This window comes from uncultured Flavobacterium sp. (assembly GCF_963975515.1).
In the GTDB taxonomy this organism is placed as follows: domain Bacteria; phylum Bacteroidota; class Bacteroidia; order Flavobacteriales; family Flavobacteriaceae; genus Flavobacterium.
Window position 1 is genome coordinate 430,626 of record NZ_CAXBGY010000001.1, and the last position, 19,373, is coordinate 449,998.

Sequence of the window (19,373 nt, forward strand, 5' to 3'; positions counted from 1 at the left end):
GCTAAATATAACACTTTTAAATTAAAATTTCATCCTCTGAATTCTGACAGCATTTAAAATCGCCAATAAAGCAACTCCAACATCTGCAAAAACAGCTTCCCACATGGTTGCTAATCCACCAGCACCAAGAACTAAAACTATAGCTTTGACAGTGAAAGCAAGAATGATGTTTTGCCAAACAATTTTTTTAGTCTGTTTACCAATATTGATCGACATTGGAATTTTTGAAGGTTTATCATCTTGGATTACTACATCAGCAGTTTCAATTGTTGCATCGCTTCCTAAACCACCCATTGCTATACCAACATTGCTTAAAGCAACTACTGGAGCATCATTTACTCCATCACCAACAAAGGCAACTGTTTGATTTTTAGCAAGTATTTCTTTTACTTTATTTACTTTATCTTCTGGCAATAAATCTCCAAAGGCACTTGTAATCCCTAATTTTTGAGCAACAAATTGTACAACATTATTTTTGTCTCCACTTAACATAGTGATTTTAATACCTAATGCTTTTAATTTATCGATTGTTAGTTGCGCATCTTCTTTTATACTATCCGCAATTGTTAAGTAACCTACAAACTTATTATCATACGCCACTGCAATTAGAGTGTAGACAATACTTGATGGATCAATATCATATTTAATTGAAAATTTATCCATTAATTTAAAGTTACCTACTAAAACTTCTTTACCATTTACAATAGCATTTAATCCATGACCTGCTATTTCTTCTACATTTTTAAGCTCAATTGTGCTGTCAATTTTTCCAACAAATTCATGAATTGCTGTTGCTACTGGATGTGTACTTTGACTTTCTAAAGCATTTACTATTTGAAGTATTTCATTTTGGTCAAAATCAGTTTTAAATACTACTTCTTGTACTTTGAAAATACCTTCGGTCAAAGTTCCGGTTTTGTCCATCACTACGTTTTGAACAGAAGCTATTACATCTAAGAAATTACTACCTTTGAAAAGGATTCCGTTTTTGGAAGCTGCTCCAATTCCTCCAAAATAACCTAAAGGAATTGAAATTACTAAAGCACAAGGACATGAAACCACTAAGAAAATTAACGCTCTATACAACCAATCACTAAAAATATAATTTTCCACAAAAAGCATTGGCGCTAAACAAATCGCAACAGCTGAAAAAACTACAATTGGTGTATATATTTTGGCAAACTTTCTAATAAATAATTCTGTAGGAGCTTTTTTTGAAGTAGCTTCTTGCACCATTTGAAGAATTTTAGATAACTTACTATCTGTATAAGCTGTTGTAACTTTAATTTGTGAAACAGAATTTAAATTTATCATTCCTGCTAAAACGATTTCTCCTTTTGTTTTAGAATCTGGTTTACTTTCTCCTGTAAGTGCAGCCGTGTTGAATGATGCTTTATCTGATAATAATTCTCCATCTAAACCTAATTTTTCACCAACTTTAAGTTGGAGAATATCTCCAATTTTAGCATTATCAGCTTTAATTATTTTAGCTACATTATTCTCTATAATAGTAACTTTATCAGGTCTTTGATCTAATAATGATTTTATGTTTCTTTTGGCTCTTTGTACTGCCAATGATTGAAAAATTTCTCCAATAGCATAAAACAACATTACAGCTACTCCTTCAGGATATTCACCAATAGCAAAAGCACCAATTGTAGCTATAGACATTAATAAAAATTCAGAGAATACATCACTTTTACGAATGCTTTGTATGGCTTCTTTTACTACTGGAAGTCCGACTGGTATATAGGCTGCAACATACCAAACTATTCTAACCCAACCCGTAAACCAAGATTGGGTAAAATAATTATCAAATCCAATAGCCAACAATAATAATACGAAACTTATTATTGCCGGTAAAAACAATTGGAATGTTGATTTCGATTCGTTTAAATGGTCATGATTATGATCATGACCATCATCTTCAGAATATTGTTCTACAGCTTTATTTATTTTTTGTTCTGTTGCGCAGCAATCTTCATCTAATAATTTATTTTGTTCTATCATACATTAGTTTTTTTTATTAATGCTTTAGAATATAATTGTAAAGACTATAAAAACTGTTGGATTAAAAATGAATAATCATCCGCTTTCTGATTATGAAGAAGAAAATGAACAGAATTAATACTACAAAAATAACCTTTTTAGCTTGCTGAATTTATATATTTCTGAATGAATTCTTCAAGTGTTAAAGTTAACTTTACTATTGCATTTTGTTTTGGGTATGAACTAGTATTTTTCATAAAAATTTGATTAAATATTAAACATTTGATTCATGCAAAATTGCAATAAAAATACTATTAGCTAATTATATGATTTTTGAAAATTATTATAAAATTTTAGGTTAATTTGTATAAAACTAAATTGTGTTAAAAATATTTTTAAAGGTGTTTTTTTATTTCTTTTTGGGAGTTGGGTTAAATGAAATTCCAACATTAAAATATCCTTTGGCTGTTTGTTCGTTTTTATAGAAGTAATCACTATTAGGTTGTGCTTTTTCAGTTAAACGTGAACTTACAAAACTTGAAATTCCACCTTTAAATGTTGCAATAAAGTTTTTAGACAATTGATGTTCGTAGATTAGACCACTATTGATTTCTAATTGACTGTATTCAGCTACAGCAGGAAAATTTGGATTATCAATATTCACATAAAAACCATTACTGTTTAACATACTTCCAATAGAAATTCGACCTTTATTGCCAATTGGTCTTCTAAAAAGAATTCGTTGCGGCATGATAAAATCAAAATCCCAAACAGAATTTTTAAACTTATAATTATAGGTAAATGTTGGAAAAAACGGAATTTGAGCCGTTGGATCTACAAAAGCAATTGCTCCTAAAGTCATGGTTACTCTATCTGTTCTTTTTAAGATGAATGAAAAACCAACTAATCCTTTAATTCTTTCAAAACCTTCTTGATTTCCATCGGCAATAATACTTGTATTGTAAATAATTGGTTTTTTGAATAAGGTTGAAAAATAAGTAGCACTTAATGCCGTTGAAAAATTATGAAACGTAATTAAGTTATTTTGCTGAAAGCTTGGAATCGTAGCTATATTTTGTAAATCTGAAAATTCAAATTCGTTAAATTTATAGTTTAAAGATGTTGTTACTGTTAGCTTTTTCTTTTTATAAACGGGTAAATTTATTCCAAGATTTACCGTTTTGATGTTTTTTAAAGTTCCAGTTTGAAAATCTTCATCAAATAACTGAGAGCTGAAATCACTTTTTCCAGTTTGCGTGTATTCTAGGTTTACCATTCTGAAGCTTGGAAATTCAGCTTTTAGTTCTTTTTCTGCTTTTTCTTTAAATATGGAGTCGTTTACTTGTGCGTTTATTGCTATTGAAATAAAAAGTAAAGTAATCGTTGTTATGAATTTAGTCATTTAGTAAGTTGTTAGGGTTATTGTCTTTGAATACAAGTGTTCTGTGTGGAAAAGGAATTTCGATACCTTCTTTATCAAATCGTTTTTTGATGCTTTCATATAAGTCACATTTCATATTGAAAGCATGTTGATAATCTTTTGCCCAAGCCCAAGCTCGTAAAGTAACTGAAGAATCATCTAAAGAAACAACACGAACCACTACTTTTGGGTCTTTGTTTTTAATTTGCAACATGGTTCTAAACTCAATTAGGTTTGGATGTGCTTCCGCTTCAGAACGCATAATTTCTTTGGCTAAATCAATATCAGAATCATAAGAAATTCCTACCTCAATCCATTGGCAACATTTTTTATCCCCTAAATTGTAATTGATTACTTTTTCCTTATTAATAATTGCGTTAGGAATTACAATCATCTTATTTTGGTAATTTTTTATAATGGTATGACGTAGTGTAATATCCATTACTTCACCAATCATCGTATCAGTTACCTTAATAATATCATGTACTTGAAACGGTTTGAAAACAATGATAAAAAAACCACCAATTAGGTTAGCCAAAGCTTCTTGAGAAGCCACACCAATAATCACTGCTAAAATTCCTGCTCCACCAACAGCTGTTTGTGCTAAACCTTTCAATGCAGGAAAAGCAAGAGCTGCTAAAACTATTCCAAGAATATAAATTGTTGATGTAGTTACGTATTTTAAAAATTTGTATGAAGTTGGGTTTTCTTTTTTATTATTCTTCAGTTTAATAGTTCTGTTAAATAAGGTATTAGAAAGTGTTCCAAAAACTATAGTAAAAATGGCTACAATTGATAGATAGGTGATGGTTTTTATATTGTCTGTCAAAAAGCCATAATGTTTTTTATCTACTAAATAAAAAGTGATGAATAACATCACGAAAAGAATAATAAATACTTTTAAAATTCGTGCAATTAGTTTGATAAAAGAAAAATCTTCAAATCCTTTTAATTTTGCCTTTTCAATTATTTTTTTGTAACCTTTATCTATTGAAATATAGAGAATAATACTTGGAATAATTACGCCAAGGAACCAATAAATTGCGGTTGTATTTTGTTGGAAAAACTCAATCATTTTTTTAATTTAATGTATTTGTATTTAGTGTTAATGTTACTATAAATTACTATCAATTTTAAGTGTAAATTATTCTTTTAACCACTCAATAGCTTGATTTTTTTCTTCATTTGAAAAATGCGACATTTTCATTCCAGGAACGATAAAATCGGCAAATTTTACCCAGTTATGCAACCATGATTTGTTAGATACAATTGCATATTTGCCAACGTTTCCTAAAGAGCGAAAATCTACTTTTAGGGCTTCGTAAAAGCTTTTAAAACTTTCAAAATCAGGAAACTTATTTAAGGTAACCAATAATCTTATTTTTTGGTCTTTGCTTTTGTGATCGAAAATTTCTTTCAGAGCCAGCATTCCTGCTTCATCAATATCATTGTCAAAAGTAAATGTGTAGATGTTTGTATCTGGAATATGTTGTACATCCATTTTAGTAAGATAATCATCTGCTTCCACGGTTTTAGTAAAATCTGCTTCTAACCAACTAATTGCATCATCTTCATCCTCTAATTCAAAAGCTTTAATTTCAATTTTAGGAGTAACATAATCTGCTACAGGAATCATATTTCGTATCCAATCTTTATCAGTAAGAAGAGCATATTTACCAATGTTTTTTAGTGCTTCTACCTTCATTTTTAAAGTTGCTTTTAAAGTGGCAAAATTTTCTAGACTTGGAATTTTCTTAATTATTCCTAGTACTCTTATTTTTTGATGTTCTTTTGTTTCCTCTTCTAAAATTTTTAAGAATTCATGAATATTTTCTTCATTAATAACTTCATCAATAGTGAATTTATAAATGTTTTTGTTCGGAATTTTTTCTAGTTTAAACATGTGTTGTTGTTTTAATGTTATTTTCAAGTGTTTTTTTAACTTCGTTTTTAGTAATATCACCTTTCCAGATGTCGATTACGATATACATAACTGGCACAATAATTACGGTGAAAATTAATGAACTTGATAAACCACCAATTAATACCATTGCTAATCCGTTTTTCCATTCAGCTCCAGCTCCAGAAGCGAAAGCAATAGGAATCATTGCAATTACCATAGCAAGAGTTGTCATAAGAATAGGACGTAATCTTGATAGTCCTGCATTCATAATTGCTTCCACACTGTTCATACCTTCTTTTTTATATTGGTTGGCTGCATCGACTATTAAAATGGCATTCTTTATGACCAGTCCAACTAACATAATCAATCCTAAAAATGTAAATACACCTAGACTTTCTTGAAATAAGGCAAGTATTAAAAAAGCTCCAATCATTGCAGTAGGAACAGATATCATAACTACTAATGGATATGCATACGATTCGTATAAAGCCACCATAATTAAATACACTAGTATTATCGACATTAAAAGTGCTAAACCTAAACTTGCAAACGCTTCTGTTTGACTTTCTAAATCTCCACCCATTTCAAAACTAACACCTTCAGGTAATTTCATTTTTTCAATGGCTGCTTGTACTTCTGTAGATACTGTTCCTACAGGACGACCTACAACTTGTGCACCAATACTAACACTACTACGTTTGTTATCTCTTTGTAACTTAGATGGTCCAGTTGATTGTTCGACTGCTGCAAACTGTTGCAATTCGATTAATTCTCCTGTTGTATTTAAAAAAGTAACTTTCTTGATATCATTGATGTTCTGACGGTCGAATTGATCCAATTTTACATTGATATCATATTCATTTTCACCATCACGAAATTTATATTGTGTATTTCCTGCAAATGCATTTTGCATCGTATTTCCAACAGTACTCATTGTTAAATTAAGGGCGGCCATTTTATCTCTGTCCACTGTAATAGCTACTTCTGGATTACCACCTTTTACAGATAATTCTACTTCACGCGTACTGTTTACGCTTTCAATGGTTTGTTTTACCTCTTCAGCCGTTTTCATTAATACATCAATATCACTTCCAGTCAATAAAACTTGAATTGGACCTGCTGTACTTCCACCAACCATTCCTACAGCTGCTGTTTTGAATTTTACACCAGTAATGCTTTTAGATAATTTATTTTTGATATCTCTGGCAAATTGTTCAGAAGAAATAGTACGTTCGTCTGGACTAATCATTTTTGCATTTAACTGTGCTAAATTTGATGAGTTTCCACCACCACCAGTTCCTGTTCCAACAGTAGAAAATACAGAGGAAACAATTTTATCTTGTAGTAGAATAGTTTCTACTTTAAGTGCAGCTAAATTAGTTTCTTCAATAGTTGATTCTTTTGGCAATTCTAATTCGACAATGAATTCACCATTATCTCCATTTTTTACAAATTCACTTCCTATAAACCCAAAGGCTAATAAGGATAAGGATGCAATAACTAATACCAATAATGAAATTGCAGTAATTCGTTTGCGAGAAAGTGTCCATTTTAAAATTCCTTTATATACATTATTTACTCCAGTTAAAAAGTTTTCAAAAATAATTAAAGGTTTGTGCAATATTTTCTTTTCATCCAACTCAATTACTTCAGAAAAACGAGAAGATAATAAAGGTGTTAAGGTAAATGAAACTACTAATGAAATGGCTGTTGCAAATGCTACAACTACTGCAAATTGTTTTAATAAATCGGCAATTAATCCGGTTACGAACGTAATTGGTAAGAATACGGCAATAAGTACTAATGTAATAGACATTACTGAAAGTCCAATTTTACTCCAACTTTCCATAGCTGCTTGCATTCTGGATTTTCCTTTTTCCATTTCTGCGTGGATAATTTCCAAAACCACAATACTATCATCGACCAGAATTCCAACTACTAATGATAACCCTAGTAAAGTCATTAAGTTTAGTGTATATCCTAATTGACTCATGGCAATAAATGTTGCAACAATTGAAACTGGAATAGAAACCATTACAATAATTGAATCTTTCCAACTACGTAAAAAGAATAACATAATAATAGCCACTAATCCTACTGCCAGCATTAAATCGAAAATTACTGCATCAGCTGCATCAAGTGTAAAAACTGAACTATCTTGTGCTACTGCAATTTTTAAATTCTTATCAGCATATTCTGCTTCAATTTTTTTGATTTCTTTTCTAATATCTTCTGCTACTTGAACTGTATTTCCATCACTTTGTTTTGAAATGGTTAAACCAATAGAACTTATTCCGTCAATACGAGAAATAGTGGTTACATCTTTAGTAGTATCATAAACTTCAGCAATATCTTTAATACGAACACTTGAACCGTTTCCTGTATTAATTGTTAAGCCTTTTATATCATTTACATCTTTAAATTTCCCTGATAATCTAACCGTTACTTGTTGTTTTGCATCTTTAATACTTCCCGTTGGAAAATCCAAATTTGCAGCCGAAATAGCTTGCGTAACTTGAAGAATACTTAAACCATACGTTTTCAGTTTATCTCTATCAATATTTACACGAATTTCACGTTCGTTTCCACCAATAACTTGAACTCTTGCGACTCCTTCAATTCGTGATAAAGTTTCTTTAATGTCATTATCTACTAAATTGTTAAAGTCATTCGCATTCATTTCAGAAGAAACTCCTAAACGCATTATTGGTAAATCGTCAAAAGAGAATTGATCCACTGTTGGTTGATCAGCTTGGTCAGGTAATTGACCTATAATATTATTTACCTTACGTTGTGCATCTTGCAAGGCTTTATCCACATCTGCATTGTATGTCAATTCTACATTTACAATCGAAATTCCCTCTTGTGAAGTTGAAGTAATACTTTTCACACCTTCAATAGCACTTACAGCATCCTCAATGTTTGTGGTTACTGAATTTTCTACTTCACTTGGTGATGCACCAGGATAAGTTGTACTTATAGATAATTGTGGTGATGTTATTTTAGGTAATAATTCATAACCTAACGTGTTATAACTAATGACTCCTAAAAGTGTGATTATGGTGAACACTACGACTGCTAATGTTGGTCTTTTTACTGATAATTCTGTTATAGACATCTGTTGATTATTTAGAATTAGTTATTTTAACTAGTGTATTGTTTTTTAGATTGATGATTCCTTTGTCAATAACTAATTCATTGATTTTTAAACCTTCTAAAACGATTACATTATTGTTGATTACTTTACCAATTTTGATGCTTTTCAAAATCGCTTTATTGTTTTCTACTACATAAACTTTAGGATCTTGTAAACTATTTACAATAGCCTCTCTCGGAATTGTTAATGCATCTTGTATGTTATTTTTTAAAGTATCAAAGTGAACTTCTCCAAACATTCCTGCACGCAATTGTTCTTTTTTATTATTTGGAACAACAATAGTTACTTTAAATTTTCCTGCTTCATCTGCTTTTACACTTATGTTTGAAACCGTTCCAGCAAAATCAACCAAAGGATAAACATCTGTTTTAATCGTTACTTTTTGATCGTTTTTAATATTGATTAAATCATCTTCTGAAATATTTATGATGATTTTCATTTTATCGATTTGCACTATTTCAGCAATTTTATTTCCTGCTTGTACAAAACTTGATGATTCTATCATTACTTCATTTACTACACCAGAAATGGTTGATTTTACAGTAGAAAAACCTAATTGTTGATTAATTTGAGCAATAGACGAACGTGAGTTTTCTAATTGTAATTTCAATTCTTCAACTTGAGCTTTACTTACTGCACCAGCTTTTTCTAATCTTTCATAACGTTCTACATCTTTTTGAGCTTTAGCATAATTGAATTTTGCTGTAGATAATTGAGCGTTTAAAGAAGAAGCATCAATTCTTGCAAAGACTTGACCTCTTTTTATCAAATCACCTTCTTTAAAATTTAATGCTGTAATACTTCCTTGTGATTCGGCAACTAAAAAAACTTCTTCAAAACCTTCAAATTCACCTGTTGCAATTAAAGCATTTGATAATGATTTTTTTTGAACTTTGGCAACTTGAACTGGGACAGCATAAGCTTCTTCTACTTGACTTGATTTCTCATTCATTTCTTTTTTATTGCTGTATAATTTGTATCCTACAAATGCGATAAAAAGGGTAACTACTGCTATTATTATATTTTTTGTTTTCATCTTAATGATTATTAGTTTTGAGTTATTAGTTTTGAAAGTTGACCACTTGCTTTGATTAATTGTAATTCTGAAACACGTAGTTGCAATTGAGCATTTAAGTAATTGGATTGTGCTTGTCGAAGAGCAAATTCTGAATCTAAAAGTTCCGTGATTGCTGCAATTCCTTCTGTAAACGACAATTTAATTCCGTCGTAGTTTTCGTTTGCCAAACTCATATTTTCTTTTTGATTTTTAACTTGAATTTCGCTTACTGCAATTTGTTCTTTTGCATCTTGATATTCTTTTTGGATATTCAGTTCCAATGTTTTTTTATCGGTTTCTAACTTTTCAGTAGCTAGTTCTTTTTGTAAAACTCTTTTTCTTTTTTGAAAACCATCAAATATTGGAATAGAAGCCGCTAAACCCCAAGTTCCATTAAATTGATCTGCATAATTGGGTCCAGAAAACTTGAATTCATTGGTATTACCTTGATAATTGTAAGTAAAGAAAGCATTCAGTTTCGGATAGAATTCAGCTTTAACTAATTTTTCATCAATTTTAGACAATTCAATTTGTTGATTCGTTTGCATCAACTCAAGATTTGTTTCCAACGTTAGATTGTCTTGAATCATAATTTTATTAGCATCCTCTAATTTTTCAGTTAAAACTAATGTTTCGTTTGCTGGAAAATTTAAAAGGATTTTTAAAACTCTTATGCTTTCATTTTTAGAATAAATAGCATTTTCAATATCCGTACTCAAATTAGATTGGTTCACCTTTAATTGATTGACATCTAACTTTTTCATGATACCTTCTTTTAGTTTTAATTCCGAAAGGCTTATCAAATTACTAGTTCTTGTATTATTTTCATCTAAAAGCTCTATTTGCCTTTCAGCGATTTGAATTTGAGTATATACTTGCACTACATTGATAATTAAATCTTCCTTTGATTGTAACGTTTGTAGCGTATTTAATTCTTCTAAAGCTTTTACACTTTTTAAAGAATTGAATAATTTAAAGTTTATTAATTCTTGTTGAACATCAAAACCACTTGTAACTTGATAACGATTTCCAAATTGGACACCAACAGTTGTTCCTGGTGTTCCACCCACAATTTCAGCAGGTAATTGTTGTTCTACTAAAGAAAAGTTATCTGTAAATCTTCCGTTTAAGTTGATTTGTGGTAAACCTTTTCCTTTTATTTCAGCAATTTGAGCTTGAACAATTTTTTTATCAATCTCTGTTTTACTCAAATTAAGATTATTCTCTAAAGCATATTCAACAGCTTCTCTTATAGTAAGTGCATTCACGTTTTGTTGCGCAAAACTTCCTGTTGTAATTATTAAGGACAAAAGCAATATTAGTTTTTTCATATTTAGTTAGTTATGTATTTATTAATTAGTTCAGAAACAAAAGAACCAATAAAAGCAAAAAAAAGAATTATTTTTTACTCCAATTATCAATTATTTTTACTGATTCTGTGATGAAGTATTCCATAAATTCTGTCAACTCGTTTAATTTATCATTGTATTCTTTTGTTTTAGGAGTTCTATTTTTAAGTATTTCTTTTAATAATTCGTTGTAACCATTAAGTCCAATGATGTCTTTTTTAAACTTACCTTTCCATTGATCTAATTTTGAAAAAAAATAACGCTTTCTATCACCTGACTTGGTTTTGTAACCAATATTTTCCATAGTTAGTAATACATTTAAGGCATTACTAGTAGCACTTTTACTTAAATTTAAAGTTTCTCTAATCTCATCAAAAGTGATTTCGTTTTCATCTGCAATTGTTAATAACGAATTAACTCTTGCAGCAGCAGGAGTTAAACCCATTTGCTCTTGAAGCACACCGAAACTTTCAATAAGCTCTTTCTGTTTTTCTGTTAATTGTATCATACTTTTTAGTTTTATTATGGTGCAAAGATAATAAGTTTTTTTAGTTCTGCAAGTAAAGAACTAAAAAGTTTTAATTTATTTTTTTTACTAAATTAGGCTTGACTAAAATAAATTTATCATTTAGTATTTTCATATCTTCACTTACTTTTCTATTTAAAACTTTTGCGTAACATTGTGTTCTCCTCAAACTTTTATGTCCAAGCATTTTACTAACACTTTCTATTGGAACACCATTTGTAAGTGTCACAGTCATTGCAAAAGTATATCGGACAAGATTGGTAGTAATTTTTCTTGATTATTACTTTGTGGATGGCACTCATACTTATCGATTATCATTTGAGTAACTGGTAAGATTGGAATTTTAGAAGCACTTTCTGTTTTCTGTCTGTGTGTAAATATCCATTTCTCACCATCAATTCCAAAGCTTATGTGCGACTTTGTTAAGTTTTTGACATCTATGTAAGCCAAACCAGTAAAGCAGCTAAAAAGGAAGATATCGCGAACTAGAGATAGTCTTTCAGTTTTGAATTCTTTTTCAATAATACTTTGGATTTCATCTTCAGATAAATAAACTCTTTCAACTTCTCTTACTTTGGATTTGTAGTTTACAAAAGGATTTTTGTCAAGCCATTCATTGGCCAAACATATCTTAATAATTATATTGAAGTTTTTGATGTATTTAACTGCTGTGTTATTGGCACATTTTCGAACTGTTCGCAAAAAGAATTCGTAATCTGTTACAAAGGCATGATCTATCTTGGTAATATCAATGTCTTTGAGATTATATTTCCACATTAGAAACTCTTCTGTATGTCGCAATGATGTTTCATAGCGTTCCAATGTTCCGGGTGCATATTGTTTCCGTAATAACGCTTTTATTTTGTTGTTGTGGTCCTGGAAGATTGGGATTAGGAAGCGTTGTTTTTCTTTTTTTCCTTGATATTCATTTTTAAATGATTCATAAGTAATATCAAGTTCTTTCATGTAAATCCTTTTTTCTGTTTCGTAAACAGTCTCTTTAATTAATTCGAGTTGACTATTTATTGAACGAGCTTCTTTTGAATTGCCTTTGATTCTGCTTATTTCAGTAGACCGTTTGTCTTCTTCTACATAATGTCCGGTACTTGTATCGAACCTTTGTCCATTAATAGTAATACGGTAAAATACCGGCATTTTCCCTTGGGCATTGACTTTAGACTTTCTTAGGTAGAAAAGTACATTAATTTTTGCTTTCATTTTTGGTAACCTTTAAATTGATAATTAATTTACACTAATTGTCAATACAAAAAAAGATGTTCAAATTCTGAACCGCTGGTTTAATAGGGATTCATAAAAAATAGGTGCACCTATTTTACACTATAATTGGTGCACCTAATAGTGCACCTAATATTTGTGTAAATTTGGATAAATAAGGATTTTTGATAAAAGAAAAAACCCTTTAAATGTTGAATTTAAAGGGTTTTAGTTCATTTTGAGATAAACTCCGCGGAGAAAGAGGGTCTTGTTACTAATAAAAATAACCAATAAAATCAATACTTCGCAAAGTATATTTTCTAAGTGACTCCTTGACTGACTCCTCAATATTGGGAAACAATTAATCTAAATTCAAAGTAGTCAAATATAAGAATAATAGTTTGAATATTAAAGCATCAAGACTAAAATTTGAACTAGTTATTTAAGTATATAATGACTCTATTTTTAAGTTAATAATGTTGAAATATTTTCAAGAAAATTAACCAAAAATCAAGTGAGTTACTTGTTCATATTTTATGCCAGCATATGTACAGAACTCTTCAATTGTTAGAAACTCATTTTCGAGCTTGTTAAGTTCTTTTTTTACCTTTTGCATCAATCTAGTACTTTGACGATAACTTTTACCTGTTATGCGTTGTATGTCCTTTGGATAGATGCATACCCTCTGTTTTTCAATTTTCATACTTTATCTATACCTTTGATTAGGCTTTGACTTACTTTTGACTTGCAGAAATCCTCCTGCAATTTAATCCTTTTTTATTAAACGTATTTATTGTCTTTTTATGTTTAATTAAGACACTTGTGTCGTTTTTGGACATATGGTACACTCATGTCTTTTTCTTTAGCTAAATGTTATGTAAACTTTGTTTAAATCATTCGGAAAGTGGTTGCAACCTGTTGATAGAATGAAGGAGATTTTAAATGATTGTTTAATTAAATTTTTAAGTTATGGCTAGACAGAAAGGCATAATTAAATTAAAAGGTACTATCGGAGATATTACTTTTTACAAAACCCAAGACGGACATTTAGCTCGTGAGAAAGGTGGAATTGATGCAAGCAGAATTGCTAGTGATCCTGCGTTTCAAAGAACACGTGAGAATGGTTCGGAGTTTGGAAGAGCAGGAAAAGCTGGAAAGCTTTTAAGAACAGCTTTTAGACCATTACTATTGAACTCTGCTGATGGTAGAATGGTGAGTCGTTTGACGCAAAGAATGGTGAAAGTTATTCAAGCGGATTTGGTAAGTGATAGAGGTTTGAGAAACGTTATTGATGGAGAAGCTGAATTGTTATTTGGTTTTGAATTCAATATTCGCGGTAAGCTTGGAACTTCTTTGTTTGCTCCGTTTGTGGCTTCAATTGACCGTGTAGCTGGAGAAATTAAAGTTGATTTGTTACCATTTATTCCTGCAAATATGATTGCAGCTCCAAGTGGAACTACTCACTTTAAAATTATTTCTGGAGGTGCAGAAGTTGATTTTGAAACTGAAACTTTTGTAGTTTCTAGTTCTGAAACTGCGATTTTACCTTGGGATAATACAGTTACTACTGCAATTAACCAAGTAAATGCAGTTACTCCAGCAAGTACAAAACCATTGTTTTTGGCAGTTGGAGTTGAATTTTATCAAGAAATTAATGGGCAAATGTATCCTTTGAAAAATGGTGCGTTTAATCCGTTATCACTTGCTAAAGTTGATGGTGGTGTTTAATAATTAGTCGAAAGTTAAAAGTCGAAAGTCTTAAAGCTTATGGAATTATTATTAACTAGAACTTATTTCCCTGACGGAACAAACGGAAAACTCGAATGTGAAGGTAAATTTATTTGTTATACGATTGAATTACCTTGGAAGAATAATGAAAAGAGAGTTTCCTGCATTCCGGTAGGGAAATATTTTATTAGAAAGCGATATAGTCAGAAATTCAAATGGCATTTAGAAGTTATTGATGTAAAAAATAGAAGTTTTATTTTATTTCATCCTGCTAATAATGCTTTGAAAGAATTGAATGGTTGTATTGCTCCCGTAACAAAACTTTCTGGTCCAGGTTTAGGATTACTATCTCGAAAAGCATTTGAAAAGCTAAAAACGTTAGTTTATCAAGCTTTGGACAATAAAGAAAGTGTTGAATTGATTGTTGAATAGATTCCTATTTTCATGGGAATGAAAAAATATAAATTATGAAAAAAATTGTAAATAGAGCTACAGCTCCTACTCCAAAGTTTTTTAAAGTGCTTCGAAATGTTGGTTTGGTTTTGGCTGCTGTTGGTGGAACGATTTTAGCTGCTCCTATTGCCTTGCCAGTATTAGTTACAACTATTGGAGGTTATATGGCAGTTGCTGGAGGAGTTTTGACAGCAACTAGTCAGCTTACTACAACTGATGACAGCGTCCTTCGACAAGCTCAGGATGACAAAGATGGAAGCAAATAATAGTAGTACTTTAATGGGAACTGCTGGTGGCACATTTTTAAGTATAGTACCCAATATAAATTCTGAAGATATTGCAAAAACTATTGTTTTGGCATCCGTTGGAGCAATTGTCAGTTTTACTATTTCTTTACTGCTTAAAAGTCTACAAAAAAAGAAGCACAGAAAATAAGTTTAGCCCTAGTTGTGGTGACCTTTGGGTTAAACAAATGAAAGCCTAGTTAATTTTGAACTAGGCTTTCTCTTTCTTATAAATATTAAAATATAGTGGTTTTCTCAAATTACCTTTACATTTATTTACAAAACTTAAATTACTTGTTTTGTTTTTTGTATTCACAAAAAATTTCATAATAAAAATTAACTTGCACAACAACTCAATTTAGAAATATCTTTTCCAAAAGTAATAGCTGCTAATTTAATTCCTTCACTAAGCGTTAAATAGGGATAAAAACTTTCAGCCAAATCTTTTACTGTGATACCAAACTTAATAGCCATACTTAATTGTTGGATGAGTTCACCACCTTCTGGTGCTATTACTCTTGCACCAATTAATTTATCTGTTTCCGTATTGCGAATTAACTTTATAAAACCTCGAGTGTCTTGTGCAGCTAATGCTCTTGGTACATGAACTAAATCTAATTTAGAAACTTCAAAAGGTAAGCCTGCTTTTTCTGCTTCTACTTCATCCATTCCTGCTCCTGCAATTTGTGGATCAGTAAAAACTACCCATGGTAACGATGTATAATCTACACTGTTTTTCGCTAATGAAAAAGCATTATTTACTGCTGTACTACCTTCTTTTGCTGCTGTATAAACAAAAGGTGGTGTGTTTGCTACGTCACCAGCTGCATAAATATTGGAAATATTAGTTTCCATTTTTTCGTTAACTAAAATATGTCCTTTATCAGTCAGTTTTAAGTCAATATTTTTTAGACCTAATTTAGACGTATTTGGTTTTGTTCCTGTAGCTACGACAATATGGCCTTCTTCAATTATTTGAGTGGTAGAGCCATCAGGACATTTGCAATGAATAATGGTATTATCACCATCTTTTTCAAATTTAATGGCTCTAAAATTTGGAAGGATTTCAATCCCTTCACTTTTCATTTGTGTTTCTAAAACGTCTGTAATATCATTGGTTTGACTACGTAATGGTCTATCTGTAAATTCTATGATACGAACCTTTACTCCTAAACGGTTATAGGCCATTGCAATTTCCAATCCGATATAGCCAGCTCCCATTATGGTTAAGCTTTTTGGTTTTTCTTCTAAATCGAATAAAGATACATTCGTTAAGTAGCCTACTTTATTTAGTCCCTCAATGTTTGGAATATTTGTTGTCGCTCCTGTTGCTATAATGATGTTAGTTGCGGTGTATGTATCTTTTCCATCTACAAGAATGGTTTTATTATCTACAAATTCTGCCCAACCTTTAAGCATTGTTAAGTTTTTGAAATCACTTACCACATCAATATATTTATGTTGTTGTAATGTGAATACTAATGCTTTTTTGTCTTTTATAATTTGAGTAAAATCAATTTCAACACCTTTTGGTTTAACTCCTTTAAAATTAGAATGTGTTGCGTGATATGCTGTTTCGGCAGCTCTAATCAAATTTTTAGAAGGTACACAACCAACATTGACACAGGTTCCTCCAAAATCTAATCCATCATTTACCATTAAAGTAGTTAAACCAATGCTTTCCGCTTTTATGGCTGCTGAAAATGCTGCTGAACCACCACCAATTACAATTAAATCGAATTTATTCTTTCCATCATAATCTTTGGCATTTTTAACACAGCAATCTTCCTTATCAATATCTTCAATAACTGAATAATTACCGACATTGTTTACTGCATTAATAACATCTTGATTGCTTAATTTATTAGTGTCATATACAAATTCTCCTTTTCCTGTTTCGTGATTTACAGTACTATTTACAATTCCGTCTTTACCATTTAAATCTTTTTCGATATGTGATGAACACCCAGAACAAGTCATTCCGTTGATGTTTAAATTTATTGTTTTATTACTCATTTTTTTCTTTATTAATTACTTTATATCCTGTTGAGTTTATTGCTTTTTCTATATCCTCTTTAGTCGCTTTTGTGTTATCAAACTCCACTTCTGCGTTTGCCTTTTCATAGGAAGCATTGATATTTACAATACCTTCTAACTCATTAACTGCGTGTTTAACGTGTTCTTCACAAGAGGCACAAGTCATCCCTTTAACATCAAAATTTAATGTTTGAATATTGGATTGATTGACTACAACCACTTCTTTCTTATTATCAGGATAAAAAATATGAGCATAATAAGGGAAAGCAATTGAAACCGTTGCAAACAAAGTAATACCAACTAAAAATCCTTTTGTTTGAAACCATTTTGGTTTTGCATCAACTTCACAACCACAATCATCAGCGTTTTTTGGTTTTAAATAATTATACCAAGCATAGCCAATTGCTACAATGGCCAAACCAATTAAATAGGGTCTAAAAGGTTCCATCCAAGATAGGGCAGATGCACTTCCTCCTACGCCAGCTATTAATACTATAACAGGTGGTATGCAACAAGATGATGCAGCAACAGCTGCAAATAAACCTGTGTATGCTGCATTTTTTGATGTTTTTTCTGTTTTCATTTCTTTATAAATTATGCTGTTTTTCTAATTAATTCTATAGATTTAAAAATGCTACTAAATATCTCTGTTTCATCTTTATTCAATGAATAGTAAAGCGTTTGACCATCTCGTCTTGAATTGATTATTCCTGCATCTTTGATTTTACGTATATGTTGTGAGATCGCAGGAACACTCATTTTTAGAATATCTGCTAAATCACAAGGACATAATTCATTTTCTAAATTCAATAAATAAAGAATTTTCAATCTTACATCGCTTCCGGCAATTGATAAAAGTTTTGTCATTTTTTGAAAACTCCCTTCCATTTTATCCAAAGTTTCCATACAAGTTTGTAGCTGATTATGGTTGGCTTCTGCTCTTGTACAAGTTATTTGTAATTTCATAAGTTATAATTTACAGATGCAAACATATAACTAATTACGTATTTAAGCAAATACTTAAATAAGTAATTTTGAATTTTATGAAAAGTTTAGCACTTTTGGATTTCTTGCGTATTCAGTTACTTATTACAATATCTATATAAAATCACTTTTCTCATATCATTGATAAGATTTAGATTTTCATTGAAACGTTTTTCAGATTGTTCTAAAAGCTTTAAAGTTTGCACGTTTTTAACGTGTTCTTCGTGGTCTTTTATCTCTTGGTTAACTTTGTTTGAAAATTCTTTTCTAACATCGTGTAAGCGTAAAAATGGGATTACTGAACCACAAAGAAATTGATGCCAGAATTTAGTTTTCCAAAGTGCATAAGCAGTTAAATTGATATTATCAAAATCTTCTTTGTTCTCGAAAATGATAACAAAACTATTTGTGAAAGGCTCATTTGAAGGCTTTCCACTGTTTAATCCTTTGTTTAAAATGAATAGGTGTGGATTTTTGTAAATCGTTCCTTTAGTGTAGGTTTTAATGACAAATTTTAGCATAACATCGGCTTTTAAAAATTGGTTAGATTTTCAATTTTCTGCGGTGTTTCTTATGAAATGCAGGTGTGCTTCGCTACGTTTACTCACTGATTTAGTTTGTTTTTTTTGTGTTCGTGAATTCCGCTTCGCTCCATTTCACCCAATAAATTTTTCAAAAGAAAAAAAGAAAAAAAAGAAAGCCGTATTTTCAAGTGGAAGGTTTCAAAAAAGCAAGTTTTTCGGATAAAATACTACCTGATAAGGTGGAGATTTTATCCGAAACCCGCAGGGCTTGAACTTGCTTTTTTGTAAACCTGGAACTTATCTTTGCTTCCTTTTTTTTTATTTTTTATTTTTTGATTCGGAGCACACTTTTTCTATGGAAGTCGGATTCTATGTTTCGTAGGATGGTTTTTCCGCAAGGGTATCGAATTTTGGGAGCGGATGAAAAAACCAAAAAAATAATAACAACGCTTTTTATCCGAAACCGAAATTTGATACTCTTGCTGCACTGTTTGATTTTTGAGGGTGCGAGGTTTAATTATGAATGAAGAATTATGAATTATGAGTTTTGTTGCTACGGAGATGGGCAGCACCTTCAAAAAACAATGAAAACACTTCCGATTTAATTCTATTTGAAAAAAGGTTATTATTTCGGAGAAAGAGCAAGGGTATCGTTTTTATTTGCTAACCCTATCTCCTACTGATTGCTTTCTGGGTTTGCTGATGCTAGATACGTGATTTGAAAATGAGATTAAGAAAAACGTTTTG

General features: G+C 30.7%; 17 protein-coding genes. 4 read left to right on the forward strand and 13 right to left on the reverse strand.

Annotation, left to right across the window (positions count from 1 at the left end; all coding sequences use genetic code 11):
• Positions 1-21 precede the first annotated feature (21 nt).
• From AAC008_RS02055 to AAC008_RS02095, 9 genes are all read right to left on the reverse strand, one after another.
• Entirely contained in the window at positions 22-2,010 is a 1,989-nt protein-coding gene (locus AAC008_RS02055; RefSeq protein WP_339887114.1) for a heavy metal translocating P-type ATPase, read from the reverse strand.
• 388 nt (positions 2,011-2,398) lie between these two features.
• Positions 2,399-3,391 (reverse strand): hypothetical protein, encoded by a 993-nt coding sequence (locus AAC008_RS02060; RefSeq protein ID WP_339887116.1) that lies wholly within the window; start codon positions 3,389-3,391, stop codon positions 2,399-2,401.
• Positions 3,384-4,484, reverse strand: a complete 1,101-nt coding sequence (locus tag AAC008_RS02065) for a mechanosensitive ion channel family protein (RefSeq protein WP_339887117.1) — start codon at positions 4,482-4,484, stop codon at positions 3,384-3,386. The genes AAC008_RS02060 and AAC008_RS02065 overlap by 8 nt, the downstream gene beginning before the upstream one ends.
• A 69-nt stretch (positions 4,485-4,553) precedes the next feature.
• Positions 4,554-5,312, reverse strand: coding sequence for an STAS/SEC14 domain-containing protein (locus AAC008_RS02070; protein WP_339887118.1), 759 nt, complete (start codon positions 5,310-5,312; stop codon positions 4,554-4,556).
• Positions 5,305-8,430 carry an efflux RND transporter permease subunit gene (locus AAC008_RS02075; protein ID WP_339887119.1) on the reverse strand — a complete coding sequence of 1,042 codons (3,126 nt, stop codon included), beginning with the start codon at positions 8,428-8,430 and terminating at the stop codon, positions 5,305-5,307. The genes AAC008_RS02070 and AAC008_RS02075 overlap by 8 nt, the downstream gene beginning before the upstream one ends.
• 7 nt (positions 8,431-8,437) lie before the next feature.
• On the reverse strand, positions 8,438-9,505 hold the full coding sequence (locus AAC008_RS02080; RefSeq protein WP_339887121.1) for an efflux RND transporter periplasmic adaptor subunit: 1,068 nt from the start codon (positions 9,503-9,505) through the stop codon (positions 8,438-8,440).
• Positions 9,506-9,516: 11 nt separating this feature from the next.
• Positions 9,517-10,857: a TolC family protein gene (locus AAC008_RS02085; RefSeq protein ID WP_339887122.1), complete on the reverse strand. Its 1,341-nt coding sequence runs from the start codon at positions 10,855-10,857 to the stop codon at positions 9,517-9,519.
• Positions 10,858-10,924: 67 nt separating this feature from the next.
• On the reverse strand, positions 10,925-11,383 hold the full coding sequence (locus AAC008_RS02090; protein ID WP_339887123.1) for a MarR family transcriptional regulator: 459 nt from the start codon (positions 11,381-11,383) through the stop codon (positions 10,925-10,927).
• A 249-nt stretch (positions 11,384-11,632) separates the two neighbouring features.
• Positions 11,633-12,556 (reverse strand): site-specific integrase, encoded by a 924-nt coding sequence (locus AAC008_RS02095; protein ID WP_339887124.1) that lies wholly within the window; start codon positions 12,554-12,556, stop codon positions 11,633-11,635.
• A 1,029-nt stretch (positions 12,557-13,585) separates the two neighbouring features.
• Between AAC008_RS02095 and AAC008_RS02100 the strand changes: the two genes are divergently transcribed.
• The 4 genes from AAC008_RS02100 to AAC008_RS02115 are packed head-to-tail and all read left to right on the forward strand — an operon-like array spanning position 13,586 to position 15,232.
• Positions 13,586-14,344, forward strand: a complete 759-nt coding sequence (locus AAC008_RS02100) for a hypothetical protein (protein ID WP_339887125.1) — start codon at positions 13,586-13,588, stop codon at positions 14,342-14,344.
• Between the two features lie 39 nt (positions 14,345-14,383).
• The gene (locus AAC008_RS02105) at positions 14,384-14,776 is read left to right on the forward strand and encodes a DUF5675 family protein (protein ID WP_339887126.1); all 393 of its coding nucleotides are present in this window, start codon (positions 14,384-14,386) and stop codon (positions 14,774-14,776) included.
• Between the two features lie 35 nt (positions 14,777-14,811).
• Positions 14,812-15,063 carry a hypothetical protein gene (locus AAC008_RS02110; protein WP_339887127.1) on the forward strand — a complete coding sequence of 84 codons (252 nt, stop codon included), beginning with the start codon at positions 14,812-14,814 and terminating at the stop codon, positions 15,061-15,063.
• Positions 15,050-15,232: a hypothetical protein gene (locus AAC008_RS02115; protein ID WP_339887128.1), complete on the forward strand. Its 183-nt coding sequence runs from the start codon at positions 15,050-15,052 to the stop codon at positions 15,230-15,232. The genes AAC008_RS02110 and AAC008_RS02115 overlap by 14 nt, the downstream gene beginning before the upstream one ends.
• Before the next feature lie 185 nt (positions 15,233-15,417).
• On the opposite strand, the gene merA is transcribed toward AAC008_RS02115, so the two are convergent.
• From merA to AAC008_RS02135, 4 genes are all read right to left on the reverse strand, one after another.
• Positions 15,418-17,097 carry a mercury(II) reductase gene (gene merA / locus AAC008_RS02120; protein WP_339887129.1) on the reverse strand — a complete coding sequence of 560 codons (1,680 nt, stop codon included), beginning with the start codon at positions 17,095-17,097 and terminating at the stop codon, positions 15,418-15,420.
• Complete coding sequence (gene merTP, locus AAC008_RS02125; RefSeq protein ID WP_339887130.1) at positions 17,090-17,701, reverse strand: mercuric transport protein MerTP; 612 nt, start codon at positions 17,699-17,701, stop codon at positions 17,090-17,092. Before merTP ends, merA begins: the two co-directional genes overlap by 8 nt.
• A gap of 11 nt (positions 17,702-17,712) precedes the next feature.
• Positions 17,713-18,084 (reverse strand): metalloregulator ArsR/SmtB family transcription factor, encoded by a 372-nt coding sequence (locus AAC008_RS02130; RefSeq protein WP_339887131.1) that lies wholly within the window; start codon positions 18,082-18,084, stop codon positions 17,713-17,715.
• Between the two features lie 116 nt (positions 18,085-18,200).
• Complete coding sequence (locus AAC008_RS02135) at positions 18,201-18,623, reverse strand: hypothetical protein (protein ID WP_339887132.1); 423 nt, start codon at positions 18,621-18,623, stop codon at positions 18,201-18,203.
• Positions 18,624-19,373: the final 750 nt, after the last annotated feature.